Source organism: Rhizobium sp. Leaf453 (assembly GCF_001425605.1).
In the GTDB taxonomy this organism is placed as follows: domain Bacteria; phylum Pseudomonadota; class Alphaproteobacteria; order Rhizobiales; family Rhizobiaceae; genus Pararhizobium.
This window is the reverse complement of sequence record NZ_LMRG01000031.1, coordinates 119595-141400: the sequence shown is the minus strand read 5'-3', so window position 1 is coordinate 141400 and position 21806 is coordinate 119595. Positions and strand designations below refer to the sequence as shown.

Annotated in this window: 19 protein-coding genes; 17 read left to right on the top strand and 2 right to left on the bottom strand. The window is 61.5% G+C overall.

Annotation, left to right across the window (positions count from 1 at the left end; translation table 11 throughout):
• Positions 1-81 precede the first annotated feature (81 nt).
• Complete coding sequence (locus ASG68_RS29715; protein ID WP_062584785.1) at positions 82-1158, bottom strand: LacI family DNA-binding transcriptional regulator; 1077 nt, start codon at positions 1156-1158, stop codon at positions 82-84.
• Between the two features lie 178 nt (positions 1159-1336).
• On the opposite strand from ASG68_RS29715, the gene ASG68_RS29710 reads away from it, so the two are divergent.
• From ASG68_RS29710 to ASG68_RS29695, 4 genes are all read left to right on the top strand, one after another.
• On the top strand, positions 1337-2320 hold the full coding sequence (locus tag ASG68_RS29710; RefSeq protein WP_062584783.1) for an ABC transporter substrate-binding protein: 984 nt from the start codon (positions 1337-1339) through the stop codon (positions 2318-2320).
• A gap of 80 nt (positions 2321-2400) precedes the next feature.
• On the top strand, positions 2401-3897 hold the full coding sequence (locus tag ASG68_RS29705) for a sugar ABC transporter ATP-binding protein (protein WP_062584782.1): 1497 nt from the start codon (positions 2401-2403) through the stop codon (positions 3895-3897).
• A gap of 1 nt (position 3898) precedes the next feature.
• Positions 3899-4903, top strand: coding sequence for an ABC transporter permease (locus tag ASG68_RS29700; protein ID WP_062584781.1), 1005 nt, complete (start codon positions 3899-3901; stop codon positions 4901-4903).
• Positions 4904-4908: 5 nt separating this feature from the next.
• On the top strand, positions 4909-5901 hold the full coding sequence (locus ASG68_RS29695; protein ID WP_062610336.1) for an ABC transporter permease: 993 nt from the start codon (positions 4909-4911) through the stop codon (positions 5899-5901).
• Positions 5902-5947: 46 nt separating this feature from the next.
• Here ASG68_RS29695 and ASG68_RS29690 read toward each other — a convergent pair whose 3' ends face one another.
• Positions 5948-6322, bottom strand: coding sequence for a sel1 repeat family protein (locus ASG68_RS29690; protein ID WP_062584779.1), 375 nt, complete (start codon positions 6320-6322; stop codon positions 5948-5950).
• A 316-nt stretch (positions 6323-6638) separates the two neighbouring features.
• On the opposite strand from ASG68_RS29690, the gene ASG68_RS29685 reads away from it, so the two are divergent.
• From ASG68_RS29685 to ASG68_RS29625, 13 genes are all read left to right on the top strand, one after another.
• Positions 6639-7604, top strand: a complete 966-nt coding sequence (locus ASG68_RS29685; protein ID WP_062584778.1) for a sugar-binding transcriptional regulator — start codon at positions 6639-6641, stop codon at positions 7602-7604.
• Positions 7605-7747: 143 nt separating this feature from the next.
• Positions 7748-9190, top strand: a complete 1443-nt coding sequence (locus tag ASG68_RS29680) for an extracellular solute-binding protein (RefSeq protein ID WP_062584777.1) — start codon at positions 7748-7750, stop codon at positions 9188-9190.
• Positions 9191-9348: 158 nt separating this feature from the next.
• Entirely contained in the window at positions 9349-10272 is a 924-nt protein-coding gene (locus ASG68_RS29675) for a carbohydrate ABC transporter permease (protein ID WP_062584776.1), read from the top strand.
• A 10-nt stretch (positions 10273-10282) separates the two neighbouring features.
• On the top strand, positions 10283-11140 hold the full coding sequence (locus ASG68_RS29670) for a carbohydrate ABC transporter permease (RefSeq protein ID WP_062584775.1): 858 nt from the start codon (positions 10283-10285) through the stop codon (positions 11138-11140).
• Positions 11141-11143: 3 nt separating this feature from the next.
• Positions 11144-12262, top strand: coding sequence for an ABC transporter ATP-binding protein (locus ASG68_RS29665; protein ID WP_062584774.1), 1119 nt, complete (start codon positions 11144-11146; stop codon positions 12260-12262).
• Positions 12259-13383 (top strand): ABC transporter ATP-binding protein, encoded by a 1125-nt coding sequence (locus ASG68_RS29660; protein ID WP_062584772.1) that lies wholly within the window; start codon positions 12259-12261, stop codon positions 13381-13383. The genes ASG68_RS29665 and ASG68_RS29660 overlap by 4 nt, the downstream gene beginning before the upstream one ends.
• Positions 13383-14960, top strand: coding sequence for an FGGY-family carbohydrate kinase (locus ASG68_RS29655; protein ID WP_062584771.1), 1578 nt, complete (start codon positions 13383-13385; stop codon positions 14958-14960). Before ASG68_RS29660 ends, ASG68_RS29655 begins: the two co-directional genes overlap by 1 nt.
• Positions 14957-15994, top strand: a complete 1038-nt coding sequence (locus ASG68_RS29650; RefSeq protein WP_062584770.1) for a 2-hydroxyacid dehydrogenase — start codon at positions 14957-14959, stop codon at positions 15992-15994. The genes ASG68_RS29655 and ASG68_RS29650 overlap by 4 nt, the downstream gene beginning before the upstream one ends.
• Positions 15995-16004: 10 nt before the next feature.
• Complete coding sequence (locus ASG68_RS29645; protein WP_062584769.1) at positions 16005-16676, top strand: class II aldolase/adducin family protein; 672 nt, start codon at positions 16005-16007, stop codon at positions 16674-16676.
• A gap of 208 nt (positions 16677-16884) precedes the next feature.
• Positions 16885-18399, top strand: a complete 1515-nt coding sequence (locus ASG68_RS29640; RefSeq protein WP_062584768.1) for a glycerol-3-phosphate dehydrogenase — start codon at positions 16885-16887, stop codon at positions 18397-18399.
• 18 nt (positions 18400-18417) lie between these two features.
• Positions 18418-19473, top strand: coding sequence for a class II aldolase/adducin family protein (locus ASG68_RS29635; protein ID WP_062610334.1), 1056 nt, complete (start codon positions 18418-18420; stop codon positions 19471-19473).
• Complete coding sequence (locus ASG68_RS29630; RefSeq protein ID WP_062584766.1) at positions 19470-20759, top strand: FGGY-family carbohydrate kinase; 1290 nt, start codon at positions 19470-19472, stop codon at positions 20757-20759. Before ASG68_RS29635 ends, ASG68_RS29630 begins: the two co-directional genes overlap by 4 nt.
• Entirely contained in the window at positions 20756-21604 is an 849-nt protein-coding gene (locus ASG68_RS29625) for a TIGR01459 family HAD-type hydrolase (RefSeq protein WP_062584765.1), read from the top strand. Before ASG68_RS29630 ends, ASG68_RS29625 begins: the two co-directional genes overlap by 4 nt.
• The last annotated feature ends 202 nt before the right edge of the window (positions 21605-21806 follow it).

Genomic DNA, 21806 nt, shown 5'->3' with positions numbered 1-21806 from the left:
GTCTCGTTCCTTCAACACGAGATTGGGCCGGAAATGAAGGCGTTTCTGCGGAAACGGGATGGCGATCGAGAGAAAGGCGGATCAGCGCGGTTTCGCCGTCGTACCGCGCCGGACCAGCGGACCATCGACCTTGATGGTCATGGGACGGGGCTGCTTGCCGTGAATGGCCATGTCGATCAGGATTTCGGCGGCCTTCTGGCCCATCTCGTAATTCGGCAGGACGAGGGTGGAAAGCGGCGGATGCGTGTAGCGCGCCAGTTCCTGGTCGTCATAGCCCATGACCGATAGATCTTCCGGGACCCGCAGGCCTTTTTCTGCAGCCGCTTCCATCACGCCGATCGCCATCAGGTCGTTGCCGCAGAGGATGGCCGTCGGCGGGTTGTCGAGGGACAAGAGATCGAGGCCGGCCTCGTAGCCTCGCAAGGGCAGCCAGTCGCCGTCGCGCACCAGTGTCTCGTCGAAGGCGATGTCGGCGGTGGCGAGCGCCTGCTTGTACCCCTTGAGGCGATCGATCGCCGCATCCATCCATGGCTCGCCGTTGATGAAGCCGATGCGCTTGTGGCCGAGGCTCGTCAGGTGCGCGGTCGCGGTGAAGCCGCCGGCCACTTCGCCGGGCACGATGGCCATATGCTGGCGCGGCTCGGAATAGCAGTTGAGCAGGACTGTCGGGATGTGCTTCAACTGCGGCGGGACGCTGACCTTGCGGGTGAAGATGGTGGCATAGATGACGCCGGCGATCGAACGGTCGCGCAGGACGGAGCGCAGGACGGCATCCTGCAGGTCCGGATTGGAGCGGGTGGCATGGGCTGACACAAGCAGGCCCTGTTCGAAGGCATAGTCACGAATGCCGTCCAGACTGACGACCGGATGGGGGCTGGTGGAGATTTCGTCGACGATGAAGGCGATGGTGTCCTTCTCGACTTGGGGAGCAACATCCACCTCGTTGCGAACGGCTGGTAATTTATAACCAATTTTATGAGCAGCCTCGCGAACGCGCATCTGAGTCTCGGCGGAAATGCGGGCGCCGGACATTTCATTGAGCACCAGGGAGACGCTGGATTGCGACACGCCGGCAATCCTTGCAACGTCCGTCATGGTTGGCCGCCCGGCTTCACCGGCTTTGTCCGGAGCTTTATTTCGACCGTTTCCCTTTGCCATTACCCTCGCTCGCTTCCGTTCCCATTTCTGCTGCGCTGCAGAATTATTTTTTTGCACTTGCTCATAAAATTAGCGCTTGACTGATAATAATATTAGCGCAAGATTTACATATGTGAAGCAGAAAAATGCTCACTGCCCGGTAGTGGAGTACCGGTAAATTTCGGAGGAGAAAATACCGATGTCTATGATTTCACGTCGCACATTCATGATGGCCGCTACGGCCATGGGTGCGCTCGCGCTTGCCGGTTCCGTCGCCTATGCGGAATTGCCTGCTCTTGCAAAGAAAGACACGTACAAGGTCGGCTTCGCGCAGACCGAATCCAACAATCCCTGGCGCATCGCCCAGACCGAAAGCATGAAGGCCGAAGCCGCGAAGCTCGGCTACCAGCTGGTCTATACCGATGCCGCCGGTTCTGCCGCCAAGCAGGTGGCTGACGTCAACTCGATGATCGCCCAGGGCGTCGACGTCATCTTCCTCGCGCCGCGCGAAGAAAAGCCGCTGATCCCGGCCGTCATGGCTGCCAAGAAGGCCGGCATCCCGGTCGTCCTGCTCGACCGTAACGTCGATCAGTCGCTCGCCAAGGCTGGCGAAGACTACGTCACCTTCATCGGCTCCGACTTCATCGACGAAGGCAAGCGCGTTGCCGAGTGGCTGGCCAAGAACGCCAACGGCAAGTCGAAGATCATCGAACTGGAAGGCACGACCGGTTCGTCGCCGGCCAACGACCGCAAGAAGGGCTTCGACGAAGCGATCACCGCTGCCGGCGGCTTCGAGATCGTCGCATCCCAGACCGGCGACTTCGCACGCGACAAGGGCCGTCAGGTAGCCGAAGCCCTGCTGCAGGCGCATCCAGATGCCGATATCGTCTACGCCCATAATGACGAAATGGCCATCGGCGCCATCGCAGCCATCGAGGCGGCCGGCAAGGTGCCGGGCAAGGACATCCTCGTCCTGTCGATCGATGGCGGCAAGGAAGCGGTTCAGGCTGTCGTTGACGGCAAGATCGCCGCAGTCGTCGAATGCAACCCGCGCTTCGGGCCGAAGGCCTTCGAAACCATGGCTCGCTTCGCTGCCGGCGAGAAGATCGAGCCCTGGGTCATCAATACCGACAAGTTCTACGATGCGTCCAACGCAGCGGCGGAATTGTCGAGCGCCTACTGATCTCCCAAGACAGTGGCTCCGGCCGGTGCGGCTTGCCGCGCCGGCCGGCTTTTCATATAGATATACAGGGTGGAGGGAACATGCTGCTGACCATGCAGGATATTTCCAAGGCGTTTTCCGGCGTGTCCGCGTTGCGGTCGGCGTCGCTGTCGATTGCCGAAGGCGAAGTCATGGCGCTGGTCGGCCAGAACGGCGCCGGAAAATCGACGCTGATCAAGATTCTGACCGGCGTCTATCAGCGCGATACCGGCCTGATCAAATTCCAGGATGAAGATGTCGTCTTTGCAACCCCCAGCGCCAGCCAGGCGAAGGGGATCGCGACGATCTACCAGGAAATCAATCTGGCGCCGCAGCGATCGGTTGCCGAAAACATCTATCTTTCCCGCGAACCGAGGAAATTCTTCGGATTGCTCGACCGGCGCGCCATGCGTGAAGGTGCGGCCGCGGTTCTCAAGACCTTCAATCTCGATATCGACGTCGATATGCCGGTGGCGCATTTCAATGCCGCGACCCGGCAGATGATCGCGATTGCCCGTGCGGTGACGCAGAAGGCCAAGCTGGTGATCATGGACGAGCCGACCTCGTCTCTCGACGAGCGCGAAGTCGGCATTCTGTTCGATACGATCCGTACGCTGAAGAAGAACGGCGTTTCGGTGCTGTTCATCGGCCATCGGCTGGATGAACTCTACGAAATTTGCGATCGCGTCACCATCATGCGCGACGGCCAGACGGTGGCGCAGAGCGCGATGCAGGACATGCCGAAGATGGAACTGGTCCGTCATATGCTCGGCAAGGAACTCGCTGCCTTCGAGGCGATCGCGCGCGATGCCGGCAATGATGACAGCAGGCCGATCCGGCTCTCGGCTGAAGCCGTCGGTTCCGGCGTTCGGGTGCGCGATGTCAGCCTGACTGTCCGCGAAGGGGAAATTTCCGGGCTCGCCGGCCTGCTCGGCTCGGGGCGGACGGAAACGGCCCGGATCGTCTTCGGTGTCGACAAGCTGGACAAGGGCAAGATTCGTGTCGATGGCAAGGAGCGCTCCTACAGTGAGCCTGCCGACGCCATTGCTGATGGTATCGGCCTGGTCTCGGAAGACCGCAAGATCGACGGCATCGTGCCTGATATGAGCATTCGCGAGAACATGACGCTGGCTTTGCTGCCCAAGTTGAAGAAGGCCGGGATCGTCGATCGCGCCCGCCAGCAGGAGATCGTCACGCGTTATATCAAGGCGCTCGGCGTCAAGTGTGCCTCGCCGGATCAGCCGATCAAGGAGCTTTCGGGTGGCAATCAGCAGAAGGTTCTGCTGGCCCGTTGGCTCTGCACCGATCCGCGCATCCTGATCATCGACGAACCGACGCGCGGCATCGATATCGGCGCCAAGGCGGAAATTCTCAAGCTGTTGCGCAGTCTGGCGGACGAAGGCTTGAGCGTGCTGATGATCTCCTCCGAACTGGAAGAACTGCTTGCGGCCGCCGACCGGGTCACGGTGTTGAGTGACGGCCGTTCGGTTGCGGTGCTGAAGAGAAACGAACTGAGCGAGACGGCGCTTCTCTCCGCCATGGCCCATCAGGTGAACTGACATGACGACGATCGAAACATCATCTCCTCCCGCGGTGCGATCCAGCCGGGTGAATGCCGCGAAGCTTCTCAGCCGCTACGGCACATTCGCGGCTTTCATCGCGCTTCTGATCTTCAATCTGATCGTCACGCCGAATTTCGTGTCCTGGCAGACGCTGAACGTCAACCTGACCCAGGTCGCGACCATCGTCATCGTGGCCGTCGGCATGACGCTGGTGATCGCCACCGGCGGCATCGATCTCTCCGTCGGTTCACTGATGGCGATCGCCGGTGCGGCGGCGCCGATGATCTTCATGGGGCAACTTCTGCCCATCGAGAACATGGGCATTCTCATCATCCTGTCTTTCATCCTGCCGATCCTGCTCGTCATGGCCTTCGGCTGGTTCAACGGCTTTCTGGTGACGCGGTTCTCGATCCAGCCGATCGTCGCGACGCTGGTTCTGTTCATCGCCGGGCGTGGCCTCGCTCAGGTCGCGACCAACGGTAACCTGCAGGTCTTCAAGAACCCGGACTTCCAGTTCATCGCCATGGGCCGCATCGCCGGCATTCCGGCACAGGTCGTCGTCATGATCATCGTCGCGATTCTCGCCCATTGCCTGATCCGCTACACCGTCATCGGCCGGCAGATCATCGCCGTCGGCGGCAACGAGAAGGCGGCGCGGTTGACCGGTATTCCGGTGCGACGGGTGAAGACCTTCGTTTATGTCATCAGCGGCGCTCTGGCGGGGCTCGCCGGCCTGATCGTTGTCGCGCGCAATTCGGCGAGTGACGCCAACCTCGTTGGTCTCGGCATGGAACTGGACGCCATCGCGGCGGTTGCCGTCGGCGGTTCGCTGCTGACCGGTGGCCGCGCCAATATCCTCGGCACCGTACTCGGCGCCTTCGTCATTCAGCTTGTGCGCTACACGCTGCTTGCCAATGGCGTGCCGGATGCGGCGGCCCTTATCGTCAAGGCGGGACTGATCATCGTCGCCGTCTTCATCCAGCAACGCGCCGACAAGGCGTAACGGACATGACCTCCATGCTGAAAACCCTTTCCCGGCCATTCGTTGCCAAATCCTCCGGCGATCTTGCCCGCCTCGGCGTGCTTTTGGCGCTCGCCGGTCTCATCCTGTTCGGCGCGCTGCGCTACGACAATTTCATCTCGCCATTCAACATTCTCAGCTTCCTGCGCTACAATTCGATGTTCGCGCTGATCGCGCTCGGCATGGCCTTCGTGATCATCACCGGCGGCATCGATCTGTCGGTCGGCGGCGTTGCGGCAATGGCGAGTGTTGTGGCTGCCTATCTGTCACTCTATGGCTGGTTTCCAGGCTTGGCCGGTGGCGTTCTCGCCGGCCTTGTGGCGGGCTCGATCAATGGCGTCATCACCACCCGGCTGCGTATCCAGCCGTTCATTGCAACGCTGGCAATGATGCTGGCGGCCTATGGCACGGCTTTGCTGCTAGCCAACAACCAGTCTGTCTCCGTCTCCTATGACACGGCCTTCACCATGATCGGCCAGGACGATTTCCTCGGCTTCCCGATCCCCGGCTGGATTGCCGGTTTCGCCTATGTGCTAGGCTGGATTTTCCTGGAACGCCACCCGGCCGGACGCCACGTTCTGGCGATCGGCGATGGTGAAGCGACTGCCAATCTGATGGGCCTGAAGGTCGAACGTACCCTGTTTGCCGTCTATGCGCTGTCAGGCGTGCTGGCCGGTCTTGCCGGCGTTATCCTTGCCTCCCAGTTCGGGGCAGGGCAGCCGACCGAGGGCGTGGGCTGGGAACTGTTCGCCATCGCGTCCGTTGTGGTCGGCGGTACGCTTCTGACCGGCGGCTCCGGCTCTGTCGGCGCAACGCTCGCCGGCGCGCTGCTGCTGGCGATGGTCTTCAACATCCTCAATTTCGAAAACGGCCTCGGCTGGATCTCGCTCTCCGCTTACTGGCAATCCGTCATCCGCGGCGTCTTCCTGCTCATCGTCGTCGTCCTGCAGGCGGGGCTGATGAAGAAGACGGAGGCGTAACAACTCGGCGTTCCTGCTCAGCCATGGGACGGCGATCGAGTATCGTCTATTCCGACAGGCTCGCCAGGAATGCATCAACATCATAGTTGTTTTCGCGTATCGCCGCCGCGTCTTCCTCTCCGAGGTCTGCAGCACGGTCAATCCAGTGCCGCATCTCGTCGACAGATCCCCGTCCTCGGGCGATCATCGCAAGGTTCCAGGCTGCATCAGGGCTGGCGAATTCGTCTGCCTTGCGTAGCCACGGCAACGCGAGGTCCGTCGTCTCCTCCTCTTCCGACAAGTATCGGCCGAGGAAATCAATTGCTGATCGATCTCCCTGTTCGGCCAATCGCTGGAGAGCTTTTAGACCTTGGGCTCTGTCGACATGCACTAGCCTGATAATTTGCTCCATTTGGTCGTCGATTTGCGCAATGAAACTCATTTTTCCGCCTATCCGAAGGTAATTCCTCGTGCTCTGACGTTTAGTATGGCTCATCGCGAGAGCCGCGTCAGGCACCGTAGGTCAGGATTGTCGTCGCGGCGATAGCAGGCGCGCCGTCGAATATGAGCCGACACCGCGAAAGACCCTTAAGCACCACAATATAGCTGGGACAATTGTGACCCATGCCGCAAGCGCAAGTCGAATTGGTGCGCTGCCGCATCGAACCTTGCTTGACAAAATATTTCATCGCGTGAAAGTTCTTTCATAAAGATAAAAATATCATGCGATGATAAAAATAGCATCGCGAGGGCGGAACATGACTTCGAATGGCGGCTCCCTGCGGGACGATGAAACGAGCATGGCGACGCGTGCTGCCTGGCTGCACTATGCCGGTGGACTGACGCAGTCCGACGTCGCCAAGCGCCTCGGCCTGTCGTCCCTCAAGGCCCATCGCCTGATCCAGCGGGCCAACCAGGAAGGTCTGGTCAAGGTCTATATCGACGGCGAAGTCTCCGAATGTGTCGAGCTCGAGCAGAAGCTCTCGGCGCGTTATGGCCTCGATTATTGCGAGGTGGTGCCGGACTTCGACCCGGAAGACCTTCCGTTGAAGGCGCTCGGCATTTCCGGCGCGCAGTTCCTGAAGCGGGAGATCGAAAAGGACGGTTCGATGCTGATCGGCATGGGCCATGGCCGGACATTGGCGGCCTGCGTCGAGTACCTGCCGCGCACCGCCAACAACGATGTCCGCTTCGTATCGCTGCTCGGCGGCCTGACCCGCAAGTTTTCGGCCAATCCGCATGACGTGATCCACCGGCTGGCGGAACGCACCGGCGCGGAGGCCTATGTGATGCCGGTGCCGTTCTTTGCGAACACGATCGAGGATCGCGACGTGCTCTTCAACCAGTGGGGCGTCCGCGAGGTCTTCGATCTGGCGACCAGTGCCGACCTGCTGCTGGTTGGCATCGGCACGGTCGAGCGCGAAGCATCGCTGATTGCCACCGGCATGATCGAGAAGAGTGAACTCGAGGAAATCAAGAACAACGGTGGCGCGGGCGAACTGCTCGGTCATTTCTTCGACGACAATGGGCAGCCGATCGAGACGTTGCTGTCCAACCGCACGTTTACGCTCAGCCGCGAGGATTTGAGCAATCGCAGGATCGTCGCGGTCGCCGGTGGCAAGGTTAAGGCGCGGGCCATCCGCGCGGTGCTGGAAAGCCGCCTGCTGAGCGGCCTGATCACCGACGAGAAGACGGCGCAGTCGCTGATGGAGGACGCCGTCTGACGCAACGCCGCTGATTTCGAGATGACTGCTGGGATCTGGCCTCGAGGAGGAGGCGGGTCCGCTGGGATCTGGAGGACATACCGGTCGGGTAAGCCGGTACGGCTCAATCGAGCATGTTTTGCCCGTGAAGGAGGAGAAGACCAATGCATGAGAAAGAGAAAGACCTCATCAGTGCTTTCCTGCGTGGACAGGTGGACCGACGCGGAATGCTGAAGGGCCTGGGCGCCATGGGGATCACGGCCGGTTCCGCCGGTACGCTGCTCAACATGATGTCCACCCGGGCGCTGGCGGCCGATTTCGACTGGAAGAAACATTCCGGCAAGGCGCTGAAGCTGCTGCTCAACAAGCACCCCTATGCCGACGCGATGATCGCCAACCTGCAGAACTTCAAGGATCTGACGGGCATCGAAGTCACCTATGACGTCTTCCCGGAAGATGTCTATTTCGACAAGGTGACGGCCGCCCTGTCATCCGGATCGACCGAATACGATGCGTTCATGACCGGCGCCTACATGACATGGACCTATGGTCCGGCCGGCTGGATCACCGACCTTAAGGAATGGATCAACGATCCGGAAAAGACCAACCCGAACTATGCCTGGGATGACTTCGTGCCGGGCGTCAAGAATTCCTGCGCCTGGAATGGCCAGCCCGGCGGTGCGCTCGGTTCTGATGATGCCAAGCAGTGGTGCATTCCGTGGGCGTTCGAACAGAACAACATCACCTACAACAAGGCGATGTTCGACAAGGCAGGGGTCTCCGTGCCGAAGAACATGGATGATATGATCGACGTCGCGGCCAAGCTGCAGAAGGATGTCGGCGGTATCTACGGCATCGGTCTGCGCGGTTCTCGGTCCTGGGCGACGATCCATCCGGGCTTCCTGTCCGGCTATGCGAACTTCAATGAAAAGGACCTGAACGTCGATGGCGATGGCAAGCTTTCTGCTGCCATGAACACCGCCGGCTCCAAGGCCTATCACGAAAAGTTCGTGAAGCTCGTGCAGGAAAGCGGCCCGAAGGATTGGTCGACCTATACCTGGTACCAGGTCGGCACGGATCTCGGCGCCGGTGCATCCGCGATGATCTTCGACGCGGATTGCCTCGGCTACTTCATGAACGGCGGCGACAACAAGATGGCCGGACAGCTGTCCTATGCCGCCTTCGCCGCCAATCCGGACGCCAAGGCCTCGACGCCGAACATCTGGATCTGGTCGCTCGCCATGTCCAATTTCTCCAAGGACAAGGACGCCACCTGGTATTTCCTGCAATGGGCTTCCGGTCCGGAACATGCCCTGTTCGGCGCAACCAAGATGGACTTCGTCGATCCGGTCCGCCAGTCGATCTGGAAGGATGCAAGCTTCCAGGAGAAGCTCAACACCAAGTATCCGGGCTACGTCGATATGTTCAACGCCTCGGCCGACGGCGCCTCGATCAAGTTCACCCCGCAGCCGCTGTTCTTCGACGTGACGACCGAATGGGCCGCGACGCTGCAGAAGATGGTTGCCAAGGAAGTGCCTGTCGATGAAGGCCTCGACCAACTGGCCGAGAGCATCAATCGCCAGCTGAAGGAAGCCGGCCTCGGCTGATCTGCCTCCCAAGCAGATGCCCGGCGCTCCGGCGCCGGGCGACCTTACGGATCGGCTCATGGCCAATTCAAGACAGACCGAGATGCCGATGGCTAGTGATGGAGCTTTACCGCTTGGTCCACGCGTGGTTTCTTCAACGACAAGGAACGGAGCTCGACATGGCTTCCACAGCAACCCTCCGCAAGCCGGCCTCCGGTTTCCGCATCAGCCGGAAAATGTTGCCCTATGTGTTGAGCCTGCCGGCATTGCTCGTCTGTATCGGCATTCTCATCCCCTTCATCACGGCGGTGATCTATTCCTTCCAGCGCTATCGCCTCAGCCAGCCATGGGCGCGGCAGTTCAACTGGGGTGAGAACTACCTCAACTTCTTCACCGACCCGGCCTTCTGGAACACGCTGAAAGTGTCGCTGCTCTATGCCGGCCTGACCGTGACGCTGGAACTGTTGCTGGGTCTTGGGATCGCGCTGCTCCTTCAACGCCGCTCGACGGTCAACAATTTCATCTCGATCATGCTTCTGCTGCCACTGATGATCGCGCCGGCACTGGCCGCGTTGATGTGGAAGCTGATGACCAATCCGAGCTTCGGCATCCTCAGCTATCTTGCGAGCCAGATCGGGCTTCACGATTTCCGTTGGGCGTCGTCACCGAGCACGGCGCTGCTGACGGTCGTTCTCGTCGATATCTGGGTCTATACGCCCTTCATCATGATCCTGCTGCTGGCTGGCCTGCGCTCCCTGCCGACGCAGCCGTTCGAGGCGGCGGCGCTCGACGGCGTGCCGCGCACCTTCGTGTTCTTCCGCATCACTTTGCCGATGCTGACGCCGTATATCCTGACGGCGACGCTGTTTCGCCTGCTCGACAGCATCCAGCAATTCGACATCATCTATGCGATGACCCAAGGCGGCCCCGGCAATACGCTGACGGTCTTCCAGGTCGAGGCCTATCTGAACTTCTTCCAGTCGACCAATGTCGGCCGCTCGGCGGCGCTGATGGTGATCCTTTGGGCGATCACATATTTCCTGTCGAACGTGTTCATCAAGAACTGGCTGCGGCTGCGCGAACGCGCCCGTGGCGAAGCGTGAGGAAAAGACCATGGAAAACACATCCACGCTCGAACGCACGCTGCGCCTGATCGCGCTGACCCTCGTCGTTGTCTTCTTCATGTTTCCGATCTTCTGGATCTTCCTGATGTCGTTCCAGACGAACGAAACGATCCTGGCGATCCCGCCGTCCATTGTGTTCACGCCGACCCTGTCGAACTATGCGGCGCTGATCACCGGCAAGCTGACGACGGCGGCAGGCTCGCTCGACATCGCCTTCATGCGCAATCTCGGCAACTCGATCTTCCTGTCGGTGACATCAGTTGCGTTGGCGCTGGTGCTCGGCGTTCCCGCCGCCTATGCCTTTGCCCGCCACAAGTTCAAGGGATCGGAAGATATTGCCTTCACGCTTTTGTCCTTCCGCTTCGCGCCGCCGCTGCTGGTGCTGCTGCCGCTGACCCAGTATTTCCAGTGGCTCGGCCTGTCGGACACCTATTTCGGTCTGATCTGGGTCTATCAGCTGATCTGCCTGCCGCTCATTCTCTGGATCGTGCGCGGCTATTTCGAGGATATCTCGGCCGATGTGGAATATGCCTACCGCATTGCCGGCCACACCTGGTTTGCGACCTTCCGCAAGATCGCGCTGCCGCTGGCCGGTCCCGGGATCGCTGCCGCCGGCCTGCTCGCCTTCATCTTCGCCTGGAACAATTTCGTCTTCGCGCTGGTGCTGGCTTCTGCGGACAAGCAGCCGGTGACGGTGGGGGCGCTTGCCTTCGTGACATCCTCGGGCATCCAGTACGGTCAGATCGCCTCGGCCATCGTGCTGTCTGTCGCGCCGACGCTTGCACTTGCACTCTATGCCCAGCGCTATCTCGTCGAGGGTCTGTCGCTCGGCGCGGTGAAGGGATAATTCATGACGACACTTCAGCTCAAGAACATCACCAAGCGCTACAAGACCAACACGGTTCTCGACGGCCTCTCACTCGATGTCGCCGATGGCGAAACCCTGGTACTCTTCGGCCCCTCCGGTGCCGGCAAGACTGTCCTGTTGCGGCTGGTGGCAGGCGTGATCGATCCCGACGAAGGCCAGATCCTGATCGGCGGCGAGGATGTCGCCGATATCGATGCCGAACATCGCGGCATCGGCATGGCCTTCCAGAATTTCGCGCTGTTTCCGCACATGAGTGCCTTCGACAACATCGCCAGCCCGCTCACCGCAACCCGCTCGACCAAGGATGCGATTGCTGCAGGGGTACAGAAGGTGGCGAAACTCCTGAAAATCGACCACGTCCTGACGCATCATCCGAAAGCCCTGTCGAACGGGCAGAAGCAGCGCACGGCGCTCGCCCGCGCGCTCGTCGGCTCGCCGCCGCTGCTGCTTCTGGACGACCCATTGCGCAACGTTGATGCCAAGCTGCGGTTCGAGATGCGTCTCGAATTGCCTCGTCTTTTGGCCACGCAGGGTGCGACCGTCGTTTATGTGACGCAGGATTACAAGGAAGCGATGGCGCTGGGTGACCGTATCGCCGTCATGTCGCAGGGGCGTATCCGTCAGATCGGTACGCCAGCGGATATCTACAACACGCCGGCGGATATCGAGATCGCCCGGCTGTTCGGCGACCCGACGATCAACCTGCTGGATGTGACGCCAAGGGGCGGCGCGGATGGGGTTTATGTCGAACTGTCGAATGTGAAGGTATCGCTCCCTGGCATGCCGGCAAGCGTGGTCGGACAGATCTGCGTCCTGGGGCTGCGCCCGGAATCGATCACCTTCACCGAGGCTGGCGCGGCCGGTGCGATCCCGGTGACGGTGGAGGCGGAGACACCGCTCAATGAAAAGACCGTGACGTTGGTGTTGACCGTACGTAACCGTGAAATTCTCGTCTCGCGGCCGGCCGGGACGCCGGGGCCGACCTCCGGCCCGGCCCACATCGCCGTCAACGGCAAGGCGGCTTTCCTGTTCGACAAGGCAAGCGGCGCCCTGATCCGCTCGACCGCCACATCACTGTCCCACAATGGAGAAGCGGCATGAGCGAGACCGCACTGCTCATCAAGGGCGTCGACAAGTTCTACGGCCCGATCGACCATGGCGTCCATGCCGTCAAGAGCCTGAACATGGATATCAGGAAGGGCGAGATCATCGCGCTTCTGGGATCTTCTGGCTGCGGCAAGACCTCGACGCTGCGCATGATCGCAGGCTTCGAACCTGTCTCGCGCGGCACCATTTCGCTGAAGGGCAGGGAGGTGCAGACCTTCGCGCCGGTGAAGCGCAATGTCGCCATGGCCTTTGAAGGCTATTCGCTCTACCCGCCGCTGACGGTGCGCGAAAACATCGCCTTCGCGCTGAAAGCCTCGAAACTCTCCCAGAGTGTCGTCGATCAGAAGGTGTCCGATATCGCCAAACTGCTGGAGATCGAGGATATCATGGGCCGCTATCCGAGTTCGATCTCGGGCGGCCAGCAACAGCGCGCTTCGCTCGGCCGGGCGCTGATCCGCGATGCCGATCTGCATCTGCTCGATGAGCCGATGGGGCAACTGGAGCCGCAATTGCGTGCCGTGCTGCGTGGCCGCATCAAGCATTTCATCAAGGAACGCGGCCTGACCGCCATCCTCGTCACCCATGACCAGACGGAAGCCAACGCGCTTGCCGACCGGATCGCCGTGATGGAAGGCGGCGTTTTGCAGCAGTTCGACACGCCGCAAATGATCAAGGAACGGCCGGCCAATCTCTTCACCGGCACCTTCGTTGGCGAACCGCCGATGAACGTGTTTTCCGCCGGTGTTTCCGGCGCGGACGACACCGTCTCCTTCGGGCTGAACGAGGGCGTGAAGCTGGATTACAAGGCCTCGGATTTTTCGCAGGCGGTGCGGGCCGAACTGATGAAGCGCAGCAAAGTGGTGATCGGTATTCGGCCCTATGCAGTTCGCCGCGGCGAAGGCGGTGTCGGTGCCCGGGTCGCGGTCAACCAGTGGCTCGGCGACCAGACGCACATTGCGACCGATTTCGCCGGCGGCACGATGGTGCTGGTCGAGCATGACCGCACCAATCTGGCGATCGGTGAGAACGTTGCCATCCGCCTCGACCCGTCGAGCCTTCATGTCTTCGACGGTGACAGCGGCAAGGCCATCAGCCACGGGCAGGAGCTTGCCTGATGCGCGATATCCTGATCGGGATCGATGCGGGAACCTCCGTCATCAAGTCGGTCGCCTTTGATCTCGGCGGCCGCCAGATTGCCGCCTGCGCGATCCCGAACAGCTATGAGAGCGAGGGCGGCAAGGGCGTCGTCCAGGACCTCAACCGGACCTGGAGGGACGCAGCCAAGACGCTTTCCGACCTCGCCGGGAAGGTCGAAAACCTGGCAAGCCGGGTCGCCGCGATCTCCGTGACGGCGCAAGGCGACGGCACCTGGCTGATCGATGGACAAGGCGAGCCTGTCGGCAAGGGCTGGCTCTGGCTCGATGCCCGTGCCGGCGATACCGTCGAGCGGCTGCGGGCCGACAGCGGCGACGCCGCCCGCTTTTCCCATACCGGTTCTGGTCTTGCCGCCTGCCAGATGGGATCGCAACTGCGCTGGATCCTCGACAATGCGCCCGAAATGCTCACCGGCGCCACCACCGGATTCCACTGCAAGGACTGGCTCTATTTCAAGCTGACGGGCAAGCGGGCGACGGACCCGTCCGAGGCGAATTTCACCTTCGGAAATTTCCGCACACGGCAATACTCCGACGATGTCATCGACTTTCTCGACCTGCGCAAGCAACGCTATCTGCTGCCGGAGATCGTCGATGGCGCGGTGACGCGGCACGCTCTGAGCGATAGCGCTGCCGCATTGACGGGCCTTCTGCCCGGCACGCCCGTGGTGCTGGGTTATGTCGATGTCGTCTGCACCTCTCTTGGCGCCGGCCTCTATGACCCCGGCATTGATACGGGCTGCTCCATCATCGGCTCAACGGGCATGCACATGCGGCTGGCGACCGGTGCGGATGACGTGCGGTTGAACAGCGATCTGACGGGCTACACGATGTGCATGCCGATCCCGGGCGCCTATGCTCAGATGCAATCGAACATGGCCGCGACGTTGAACATCGACTGGGTCCTTTCGCTTGCAGCAAGCGTGCTGAAAGGCATGGGTGTCGAGAAAAGCAAATCCGAACTGCTCGGCCATGTCGAGGGCTGGCTGGCCGAGGCGAAGGAAACCTCGCTGATCTATCACCCCTATATTTCCGAGGCCGGTGAGCGCGGCCCCTTTGTCGATGCCACGGCGCGTGCGTCCTTCGTCGGGCTCGATGTCGGGCATGGCTTTGCCGACATGGTTCGCGCCGTGTTCAACGGTCTGGCCATGGCCGCGCGGGATTGTTACGCCGAGATGGGACCGCTTCCCTCGCGCATCCGCCTGACGGGTGGCGCGGCGCGCAGCGCCTCCCTGCGCCGGATCCTCGGCGGGGCCTTGGGTTGCTCCGTCCAGACCAGCGAGCGGGAGGAGGCGGGCGCTGCCGGTGCCGCGATGATTGCCGCTGTCTCGCTCGGCATATATGGCTCGATGGCGGATTGCGTCCAGGAATGGGTGACGCCCTACCAGCGGCAAACCGAGCCCGCCGACGCCGATCTCACCGCCCGTTTCGAGTCCATCTTTCCCACCTACAGGCAATCACGCCTGGCACTTCGACCTGTCTGGCATTCCCTCTCCCAAGGTGCCGGGCAGTCCCCTGAACAGGAAAAACCGCAATGAAGAAAATCGCCATCATCGGAGACCGGTTCATGCTGCCGACCGTCTTCCGCGACAAGATCGTCGAGGCCTGCGGCGATGGGCATGACATCCGCCTTCTCGAACAGCCCTGGCCGGATGAACCGATGGAGCACGGCTATGCCGTCGAGGGCATGGACGGCCTCAAGGAATATATGGGCAAGGCCGATGATATCGTCGAATTCGTTGGTGATGCCGAGCTGGTGATCACGCAGCTTGCGCCGTTCTCGCGCGGCATTTTCGAGCGCCTGCCGGACCTGAAATTCGTGGCGGTATCGCGCGGCGGGCCGGTCAATGTCGATATGAAGGCGGCGCGCGAAAATGATGTTCTCGTCGTCAATACACCTGGTCGCAATGCGAGTGCCGTAGCGGAGTTCACGCTGGGGGCAATTCTCGCCGAAACCCGTCTGATCCGCACCGGCCATGAATCCCTGCGCAAGGGCGAGTGGCGCGGTGAACTTTACCGGGCCGACAAGACCGGCCGCGAACTCTCGGAGATGACCGTCGGTGTGGTCGGCTACGGCAATATCGGCACGAAGGTGGTGCGGCTGCTGCGGGCCTTCGGGACAAAGGTCCTGGTGCACGATCCCTATGTCCAGCTCTCGGCGGATGATCGTAATGCCGGTGTCGAGCATGTCGATCTCGATGACCTGTTGTCGCGCTCCGATGTCGTCACCCTGCATCCACGCGTGACCGAGGAGACGCGCGGGATCATGAACGCCGCATCGTTCGCGAAAATGAAACCGGGCGCGATTTTCGTGAACACGGCGCGCGGTCCGCTGGTCGATTATGACGCGTTGTACGAGGCGCTGGTGAATGGCCCTCTGTCCTCAGCCATGCTGGAAACATTCGCCATCGAGCCGGTGCCGGCCGACTGGCCATTGCTGCAGCTTCCGAACGTCACTTTGACCCCGCATATCGCCGGCGCCTCGGTACGCACCGTCACCTATGCCGCCGAAATGGCCGCCGAGGAAGTGCGCCGCTACATTGCCGGCCTGCCGCCGGTCAATCCGTGCTGAGGTGGGTCTGATGAGCGAACTTGACCTGCGCCTGAGCATTATCGATCAGTGCCGTACCATGAATGCCAGCGGCCTCAATCAGGGCACATCCGGCAATATCAGCGTCCGGTTTGGCGACCGGATGCTGATCACGCCGTCGGCCATTCCTTATGCCGAAATGACCCCGGAGATGATCGTCTCCATGCCGATCGAGGGGGATGCGTCGAAATGGGAAGGGCCGAAGAAACCTTCGGTCGAATGGCTCTTTCATCGCGATATCCTCAAGGCGCGGCCGGAAATCGGCGCGGTGGTGCACACGCATTCCACCTTCGCCACCATCCTCGCCATCGCCCGCAAGCCCATTCCCGCCTGCCACTACATGATCGCCGCCTTCGGTGGCAACGACGTGCGGGTCTGCGATTACGCCCGCTACGGCACGCAGGAACTGTCCGACAATGTCATCCGGGCGCTGGAGGGCCGTTCGGCCTGCCTGATGGCCAATCACGGCATGATCGCGACCGGCCCGGGCCTCGACAAGGCGATGTGGGCGGCGGTCGAGCTTGAGACGATCGCCAGGCAATATTACCACTCCCTGCTGATCGGCGGGCCTGTGGTGCTCCCGGAAGAGGAGATTGCCGGTGTCTTGAAAGGGTTTGCGAGCTACGGATTGCAGGACGGCGGCAAGAAGGGTTTGTCCCGATGACTGCACGGCTCGCTGGCCTTTCCTCCGTCATTCCTGTGCTTGTCACAGGAATCCTCCCACGCGACGTCTGTCGCGTGGGAGGAGTCTTTGGCGCCGCAGACGCAGCGCCGCTGGATCCCCGGCTCAAGGCCGAGGATGACGGAGAGTGTGGGGACTGACGAGTGACCGGGAGAGACGGAACTGTGCGGAAAAGCAGGGAGAAGCAGTCGTGAACAACGGGGCTGGTGTCGTCGATCTGTTCATCATTGGCGGTGGCGTCAATGGCGCCGGCATCGCCCGTGACGCGGCAGGACGCGGTATGTCCGTCGTCCTCTGCGAGAAGGACGACCTCGCGCAGGGCACCAGTTCGCGCTCCGGCAAGCTGGTTCATGGCGGGTTGCGCTATCTCGAATATTACGAATTCCGGCTCGTGCGGGAAGCGTTGATCGAGCGAGAGGTTTTGCTCGAATCCGCGCCGCACATCATCTGGCCGATGCGCTTCGTCCTCCCCCACAGTTCGTCCGACCGGCCCGCCTGGCTCGTCCGTCTCGGGCTGTTCCTCTACGATCATCTGGGTGGCCGCAAGCGACTGCCGGGCACGCGAACGCTCAATCTCAGGACCGCCCCGGAAGGGGCGCCGATCAAGGCGGATTACCGCAAGGCCTTCGAATATTCCGATTGCTGGGTCGATGACGCTCGCCTGGTTCTGCTCAACGCGCTCGATGCCAGCCAGTGCGGCGCTACCGTGCATACGCGCACTGCCTGCACGTCGGTTCGGCGCAGCGGCGATCTCTGGGACGTCGAGATGACCGAGGCGGGCACGAGCCGCAAAATCTCATTGAAGGCACGCTGCGTCGTCAACACCGCCGGCCCCTGGGTGAACGACGTGATCGGCCGGGTTGCGGGGTTGAATTCGCGCCGCAATGTTCGCCTCGTCAAGGGCAGCCACATCATCGTTCCAAAATTCTGGGAGGGGCGGCAGGCCTATCTGGTGCAGAATCCCGACAAACGGGTGATCTTCATCAATCCCTATGAAAACGATCTGGCGCTGATCGGCACCACCGACATCCCCTATCAGGGGCGTCCAGAAGAGGCGACAGCCGATGCCACGGAGATCGATTACCTGATCCGTTCGGTGAACCGGTATTTCAAGCAGCAACTGACCGCGGACGATATCGTGCACAGTTTCTCCGGCGTGCGCCCGCTCCATGACGACAATGCCGAAAACCCCTCGGCGGTCACCCGCGACTATATCTTCGAGGTGGATGCGGTCGACGGCAAGGCGCCGCTGCTGTCGGTGTTCGGCGGCAAGATCACCACATTCCGCAAGCTTTCCGAACACGCGCTGGAAAAGATCCGGCCGTTCTTTCCGGATATGGCGCCGGGCTGGACGTCGAAGGGCATCCTGCCGGGTGGTGGCATTGCGAACGCGGATTTCGACCAGTTTCTTGGCGAATTGCGGGAGAAATATCGCTGGCTGCCGGTGGACCTCGCCAAGCACTATGCCCGCCTTTACGGAACGCGCGCCCATGCGCTCATTGGCGCGGCGACCTCGCTTGATGATCTCGGCCAATCCTTCGGCAAGCTGTTGCGGGAACGAGAGGCGCGGTTCCTGATGGAGACCGAGTGGGCACAGACGCCGCAGGATATCCTCGAGCGGCGCACGAAACATGGCCTGCACATGACGCAGGCCGAACGGGATGCCTTTGCGTCCTGGTGTCTGCGGCAGCCGCAGGCTGCCTGAGAAAACATATCGGAGACGATGGTGAGAAGTTCTGAATTCGAAGCGCTGCTGGATCTGTCGGCACGGGTGGGTGCCGATCCCGCGCTGGTGCAGGCCGCGGGCGGCAATACCTCGATCAAGGAAGGCGGCACGCTCTGGATCAAGGCGTCCGGTCTCTGGCTGATGCAGGCGCGTGAGCGCGATGTCATGGTACCGGTGGCGCTGGACGCGCTCCTCGATGCTCTGGAACGTGACGATCCGGCGACGGAAAAGGCGCAGGAATTTGTTATCACTGACCGCAATCCGTCGGGCCTCCGTCCGTCCATCGAGACGACGGTGCATGCGCTGATGCCGCAGAAGATCGTCATCCATGTCCATTGCGTGGAGACGATTGCGACGGCGGTGCAGGTCAACGGCGAGGCTGTCGCTGCCGCGAGGCTCTCCGGTATCCCGCATGTCTTCGTGCCCTATGCCCGTCCCGGGCTGCCGTTGGCAAAGGCGATCGCTGCCCGGCTTCAATCGGATACAAGGGTTCTCATCCTCGGCAATCACGGTCTGGCCGTGGCGGGGGAGACGGTCGCGGAAGCGGATTCATTGCTGGCAGAGATTTCGAAACGGCTGGCCCTGCCGCGCCGGGCAGCACCGCAGGCGGACCTGGCCGCTCTGTCACGGCTGGCGGTCAACAGTGGCTTCGCCCTGCCGGAGGATCCCTTCATTCATGATGCGGCGGCCGATCTGGCAAGTTGCCGGATTGCCGCCGGCGGCAGTCTCTATCCGGACCATGTGATCTTTCTCGGCCGCGGTTCATACGTTGCCAATCCCGGCGATACCGCCCTGTCGATCGAGGAGCAGCATCGTGCCGAGGGACTGACGTTGCCGCCCGCGCTGCTGTTTCCGGGCAAGGGCGTTCTGGTCTCGCGCGAGATCACGGCCGGTGCGCTGGCCATGGCCCGTTGCCTCTCCGACGTGCTTGGCCGTGTTGATGGAAATGCGCGCCTGCGTTACCTCACCGATGCCGAAAACGCCGAGCTTCTGGGCTGGGACGCGGAGAAATACCGTCAGGAACTGAACCGGGCAGGGAAGGCGCTGCAATGACCGCCGCTTCCGGCGCACCTCTGGTGATCGGTATCGATATCGGCACTTCGGGCGCCCGAGCCGTGGCGATGGATGGCGAGTTTACCATCGTTGCATCCGGCGCGGCGAAGATGATGGACTTTTCCGCCGATCACCGCGACCCCATCGCCTGGTGGAAAGCGTTGCAGGTTGCGTTGGGGCAGGTGCTCGACGCCATCGACCGGAGGCGGGTCCGGGCAATTGCCATCGACGGCACTTCGGGCACGATGCTGCCGGTGAGCGCTGCCGGTGAGCCGCTGGCCGTTCCGATGATGTACAACAACCCGGTCGGTGATGCCGACATCCTTGCGCGGATCGCAGCGCATGCGCCGAAGGAAAGCGCTGCCCATGGCGCGACCTCTGGGCTGGCAAAGGTGCTGACATTCCAGTCGATCCCCGGCGTCTTTCGCATCATCCATCAGGCTGATTGGCTGGCCGGCCATGTCACCGGGCTTTACGACGTTTCTGATGAAAACAACGCTTTGAAAACGGGCTACGATCCGAAGGCGCGTCAATGGCCTGAATGGATCGACCTGACCGGAGCGCGCCGTGATCTGTTGCCCGACGTGCTTCCCGCCGGCACACCGATTGCCGGAATTTCATCGGAAGCGGCAGATGCCTTCGGCCTGCCCGACGACGTGGTCATCGTCACCGGCACGACGGATGGCTGTGCCTCCTTCCTGGCGACCGGCGCGGATCAACCGGGTGATGCGGTCTCTGCGCTCGGCACGACGCTGACCGTGAAGATGCTGTCCGACCGGCCGCTGTTTGCGCCGGAATATGGTCTCTACAGCCACCGCATCGGCGACATGTGGCTCGCTGGTGGAGCGTCGAATACCGGGGGTGGCGTGCTTTCGGCCCATTTCGACAATGAAGCCATCGCAGCCATGTCTGTCGGCATCGATCCGATGACGCCGACGGGCCTCGACTATTACCCCCTGCTCAAGGATGGCGAACGGTTTCCGATCAACGACCCGTATCTCAAGCCGCGCATGACACCGCGCCCAGAGAACGACGCCGATTTCCTGAAGGCGATCTTTGAGGGGATCGCCGGGGTCGAGACGCTTGCCTATCAGCGCCTCGTCTCGCTCGGCAGTCCGGCGCTGCGATCGGTGCGGACGGTCGGCGGTGGGGCGAAGAATGCTGCCTGGACGGCAATCCGCAATCGATCGATGCCGGTGCCGTTTTTGCCGGTGATCTCGGAAGAGGCGGCGGCGGGCACGGCGCGGCTGGCGCTCTCCGGCGCGAAATCGGCGGGTATGTTATGAGTGTTCCGCTGACCGTGTCCGGCATGGGTGATCTCGTCGATCGCTTCGATGCCTTCCTGATTGACCAGTTCGGTGTCCTGCGGGATGGCCGTGGTCCCTATCCGGGGGCTGCCGAAACGCTGTCTCGGCTGAAGGCGGCCGGAAAGGCGATCATCATCCTCTCGAATTCCGGCAAGCGGTCGGCGGAAAACGATCGGCGTCTCGCGGCCCTCGGATTCGATCCGCAAAGCTGGGACTGGTTTTTAACGTCGGGCGAGGTTGCCTGGCGGATACTCGATGCCGAAAGCACGAATGCCGATGTCGGTGCTCCCAGAAAATGCCTGCTGATCAGCCGTGACAATGACACGTCGCCGCTCGACGGGTTGGATATGGTGCGCACGGAACGAGGGGATGACGCAGATTTCATCCTGCTGGCGGCGAGTGAAGGGGATGTCTATCCGCTGTCCCACTACGAAGCCCTGTTGGCGCCTGCGGCAAAACGCGGCGTTCCGTGCCTCTGCACCAACCCTGACAAGATCATGCTGACGAAGGCCGGAACCGCTTTTGGTGCCGGGCGGATTGCAGAGCTTTACGCGGAGCTGGGCGGAACGGTACGCTGGATCGGCAAGCCCTTTGCAGACATGTATGTGACCGCGCTCGATTTCCTGGTCGGCATCGCGCCGGACAGGATCTGCTGTATCGGTGACAGCATCGAGCATGATATTGCCGGGGCCGCCGGGGCAGGGCTGAAGTCCGCGCTTGTGACCACAGGCATTCTCGCGAAGGCCAGCGAAGAGGAACGTCGAGTCTTGTTTGTCGAACACGCGGCCATGCCCGATTTCATCATGCCGAAATTCATCTGGTAGGCGAGACGAAGCCGACATGGTCCGGCAATCCGTCGAACTCCGGGGGCGCACATAGACACCGGCTTCAATCGAATTTGACTCGGAAGTAACCTTTCTCCCGAATAGCTCCCACGGCGATATTGCTTAGAATAAACGCGCGGTGTTACACGTTATTCGTGTTATTCACGCGCTTGTTCGAACCCAACCGCAGACGCAAATTTTA

Bases quoted from the DNA above. Each gene is read 5' to 3' on its own strand.
- ASG68_RS29715 (WP_062584785.1), bottom strand. From the start codon at position 1,158: ATGGCAAAGGGAAACGGTCGAAATAAAGCTCCGGACAAAGCCGGTGAA.
- ASG68_RS29710 (WP_062584783.1), top strand. From the start codon at position 1,337: ATGTCTATGATTTCACGTCGCACATTCATGATGGCCGCTACGGCCATG.
- ASG68_RS29705 (WP_062584782.1), top strand. From the start codon at position 2,401: ATGCTGCTGACCATGCAGGATATTTCCAAGGCGTTTTCCGGCGTGTCC.
- ASG68_RS29700 (WP_062584781.1), top strand. From the start codon at position 3,899: ATGACGACGATCGAAACATCATCTCCTCCCGCGGTGCGATCCAGCCGG.
- ASG68_RS29695 (WP_062610336.1), top strand. From the start codon at position 4,909: ATGACCTCCATGCTGAAAACCCTTTCCCGGCCATTCGTTGCCAAATCC.
- ASG68_RS29690 (WP_062584779.1), bottom strand. From the start codon at position 6,322: ATGAGTTTCATTGCGCAAATCGACGACCAAATGGAGCAAATTATCAGG.
- ASG68_RS29685 (WP_062584778.1), top strand. From the start codon at position 6,639: ATGACTTCGAATGGCGGCTCCCTGCGGGACGATGAAACGAGCATGGCG.
- ASG68_RS29680 (WP_062584777.1), top strand. From the start codon at position 7,748: ATGCATGAGAAAGAGAAAGACCTCATCAGTGCTTTCCTGCGTGGACAG.
- ASG68_RS29675 (WP_062584776.1), top strand. From the start codon at position 9,349: ATGGCTTCCACAGCAACCCTCCGCAAGCCGGCCTCCGGTTTCCGCATC.
- ASG68_RS29670 (WP_062584775.1), top strand. From the start codon at position 10,283: ATGGAAAACACATCCACGCTCGAACGCACGCTGCGCCTGATCGCGCTG.
- ASG68_RS29665 (WP_062584774.1), top strand. From the start codon at position 11,144: ATGACGACACTTCAGCTCAAGAACATCACCAAGCGCTACAAGACCAAC.
- ASG68_RS29660 (WP_062584772.1), top strand. From the start codon at position 12,259: ATGAGCGAGACCGCACTGCTCATCAAGGGCGTCGACAAGTTCTACGGC.
- ASG68_RS29655 (WP_062584771.1), top strand. From the start codon at position 13,383: ATGCGCGATATCCTGATCGGGATCGATGCGGGAACCTCCGTCATCAAG.
- ASG68_RS29650 (WP_062584770.1), top strand. From the start codon at position 14,957: ATGAAGAAAATCGCCATCATCGGAGACCGGTTCATGCTGCCGACCGTC.
- ASG68_RS29645 (WP_062584769.1), top strand. From the start codon at position 16,005: ATGAGCGAACTTGACCTGCGCCTGAGCATTATCGATCAGTGCCGTACC.
- ASG68_RS29635 (WP_062610334.1), top strand. From the start codon at position 18,418: ATGGTGAGAAGTTCTGAATTCGAAGCGCTGCTGGATCTGTCGGCACGG.
- ASG68_RS29630 (WP_062584766.1), top strand. From the start codon at position 19,470: ATGACCGCCGCTTCCGGCGCACCTCTGGTGATCGGTATCGATATCGGC.
- ASG68_RS29625 (WP_062584765.1), top strand. From the start codon at position 20,756: ATGAGTGTTCCGCTGACCGTGTCCGGCATGGGTGATCTCGTCGATCGC.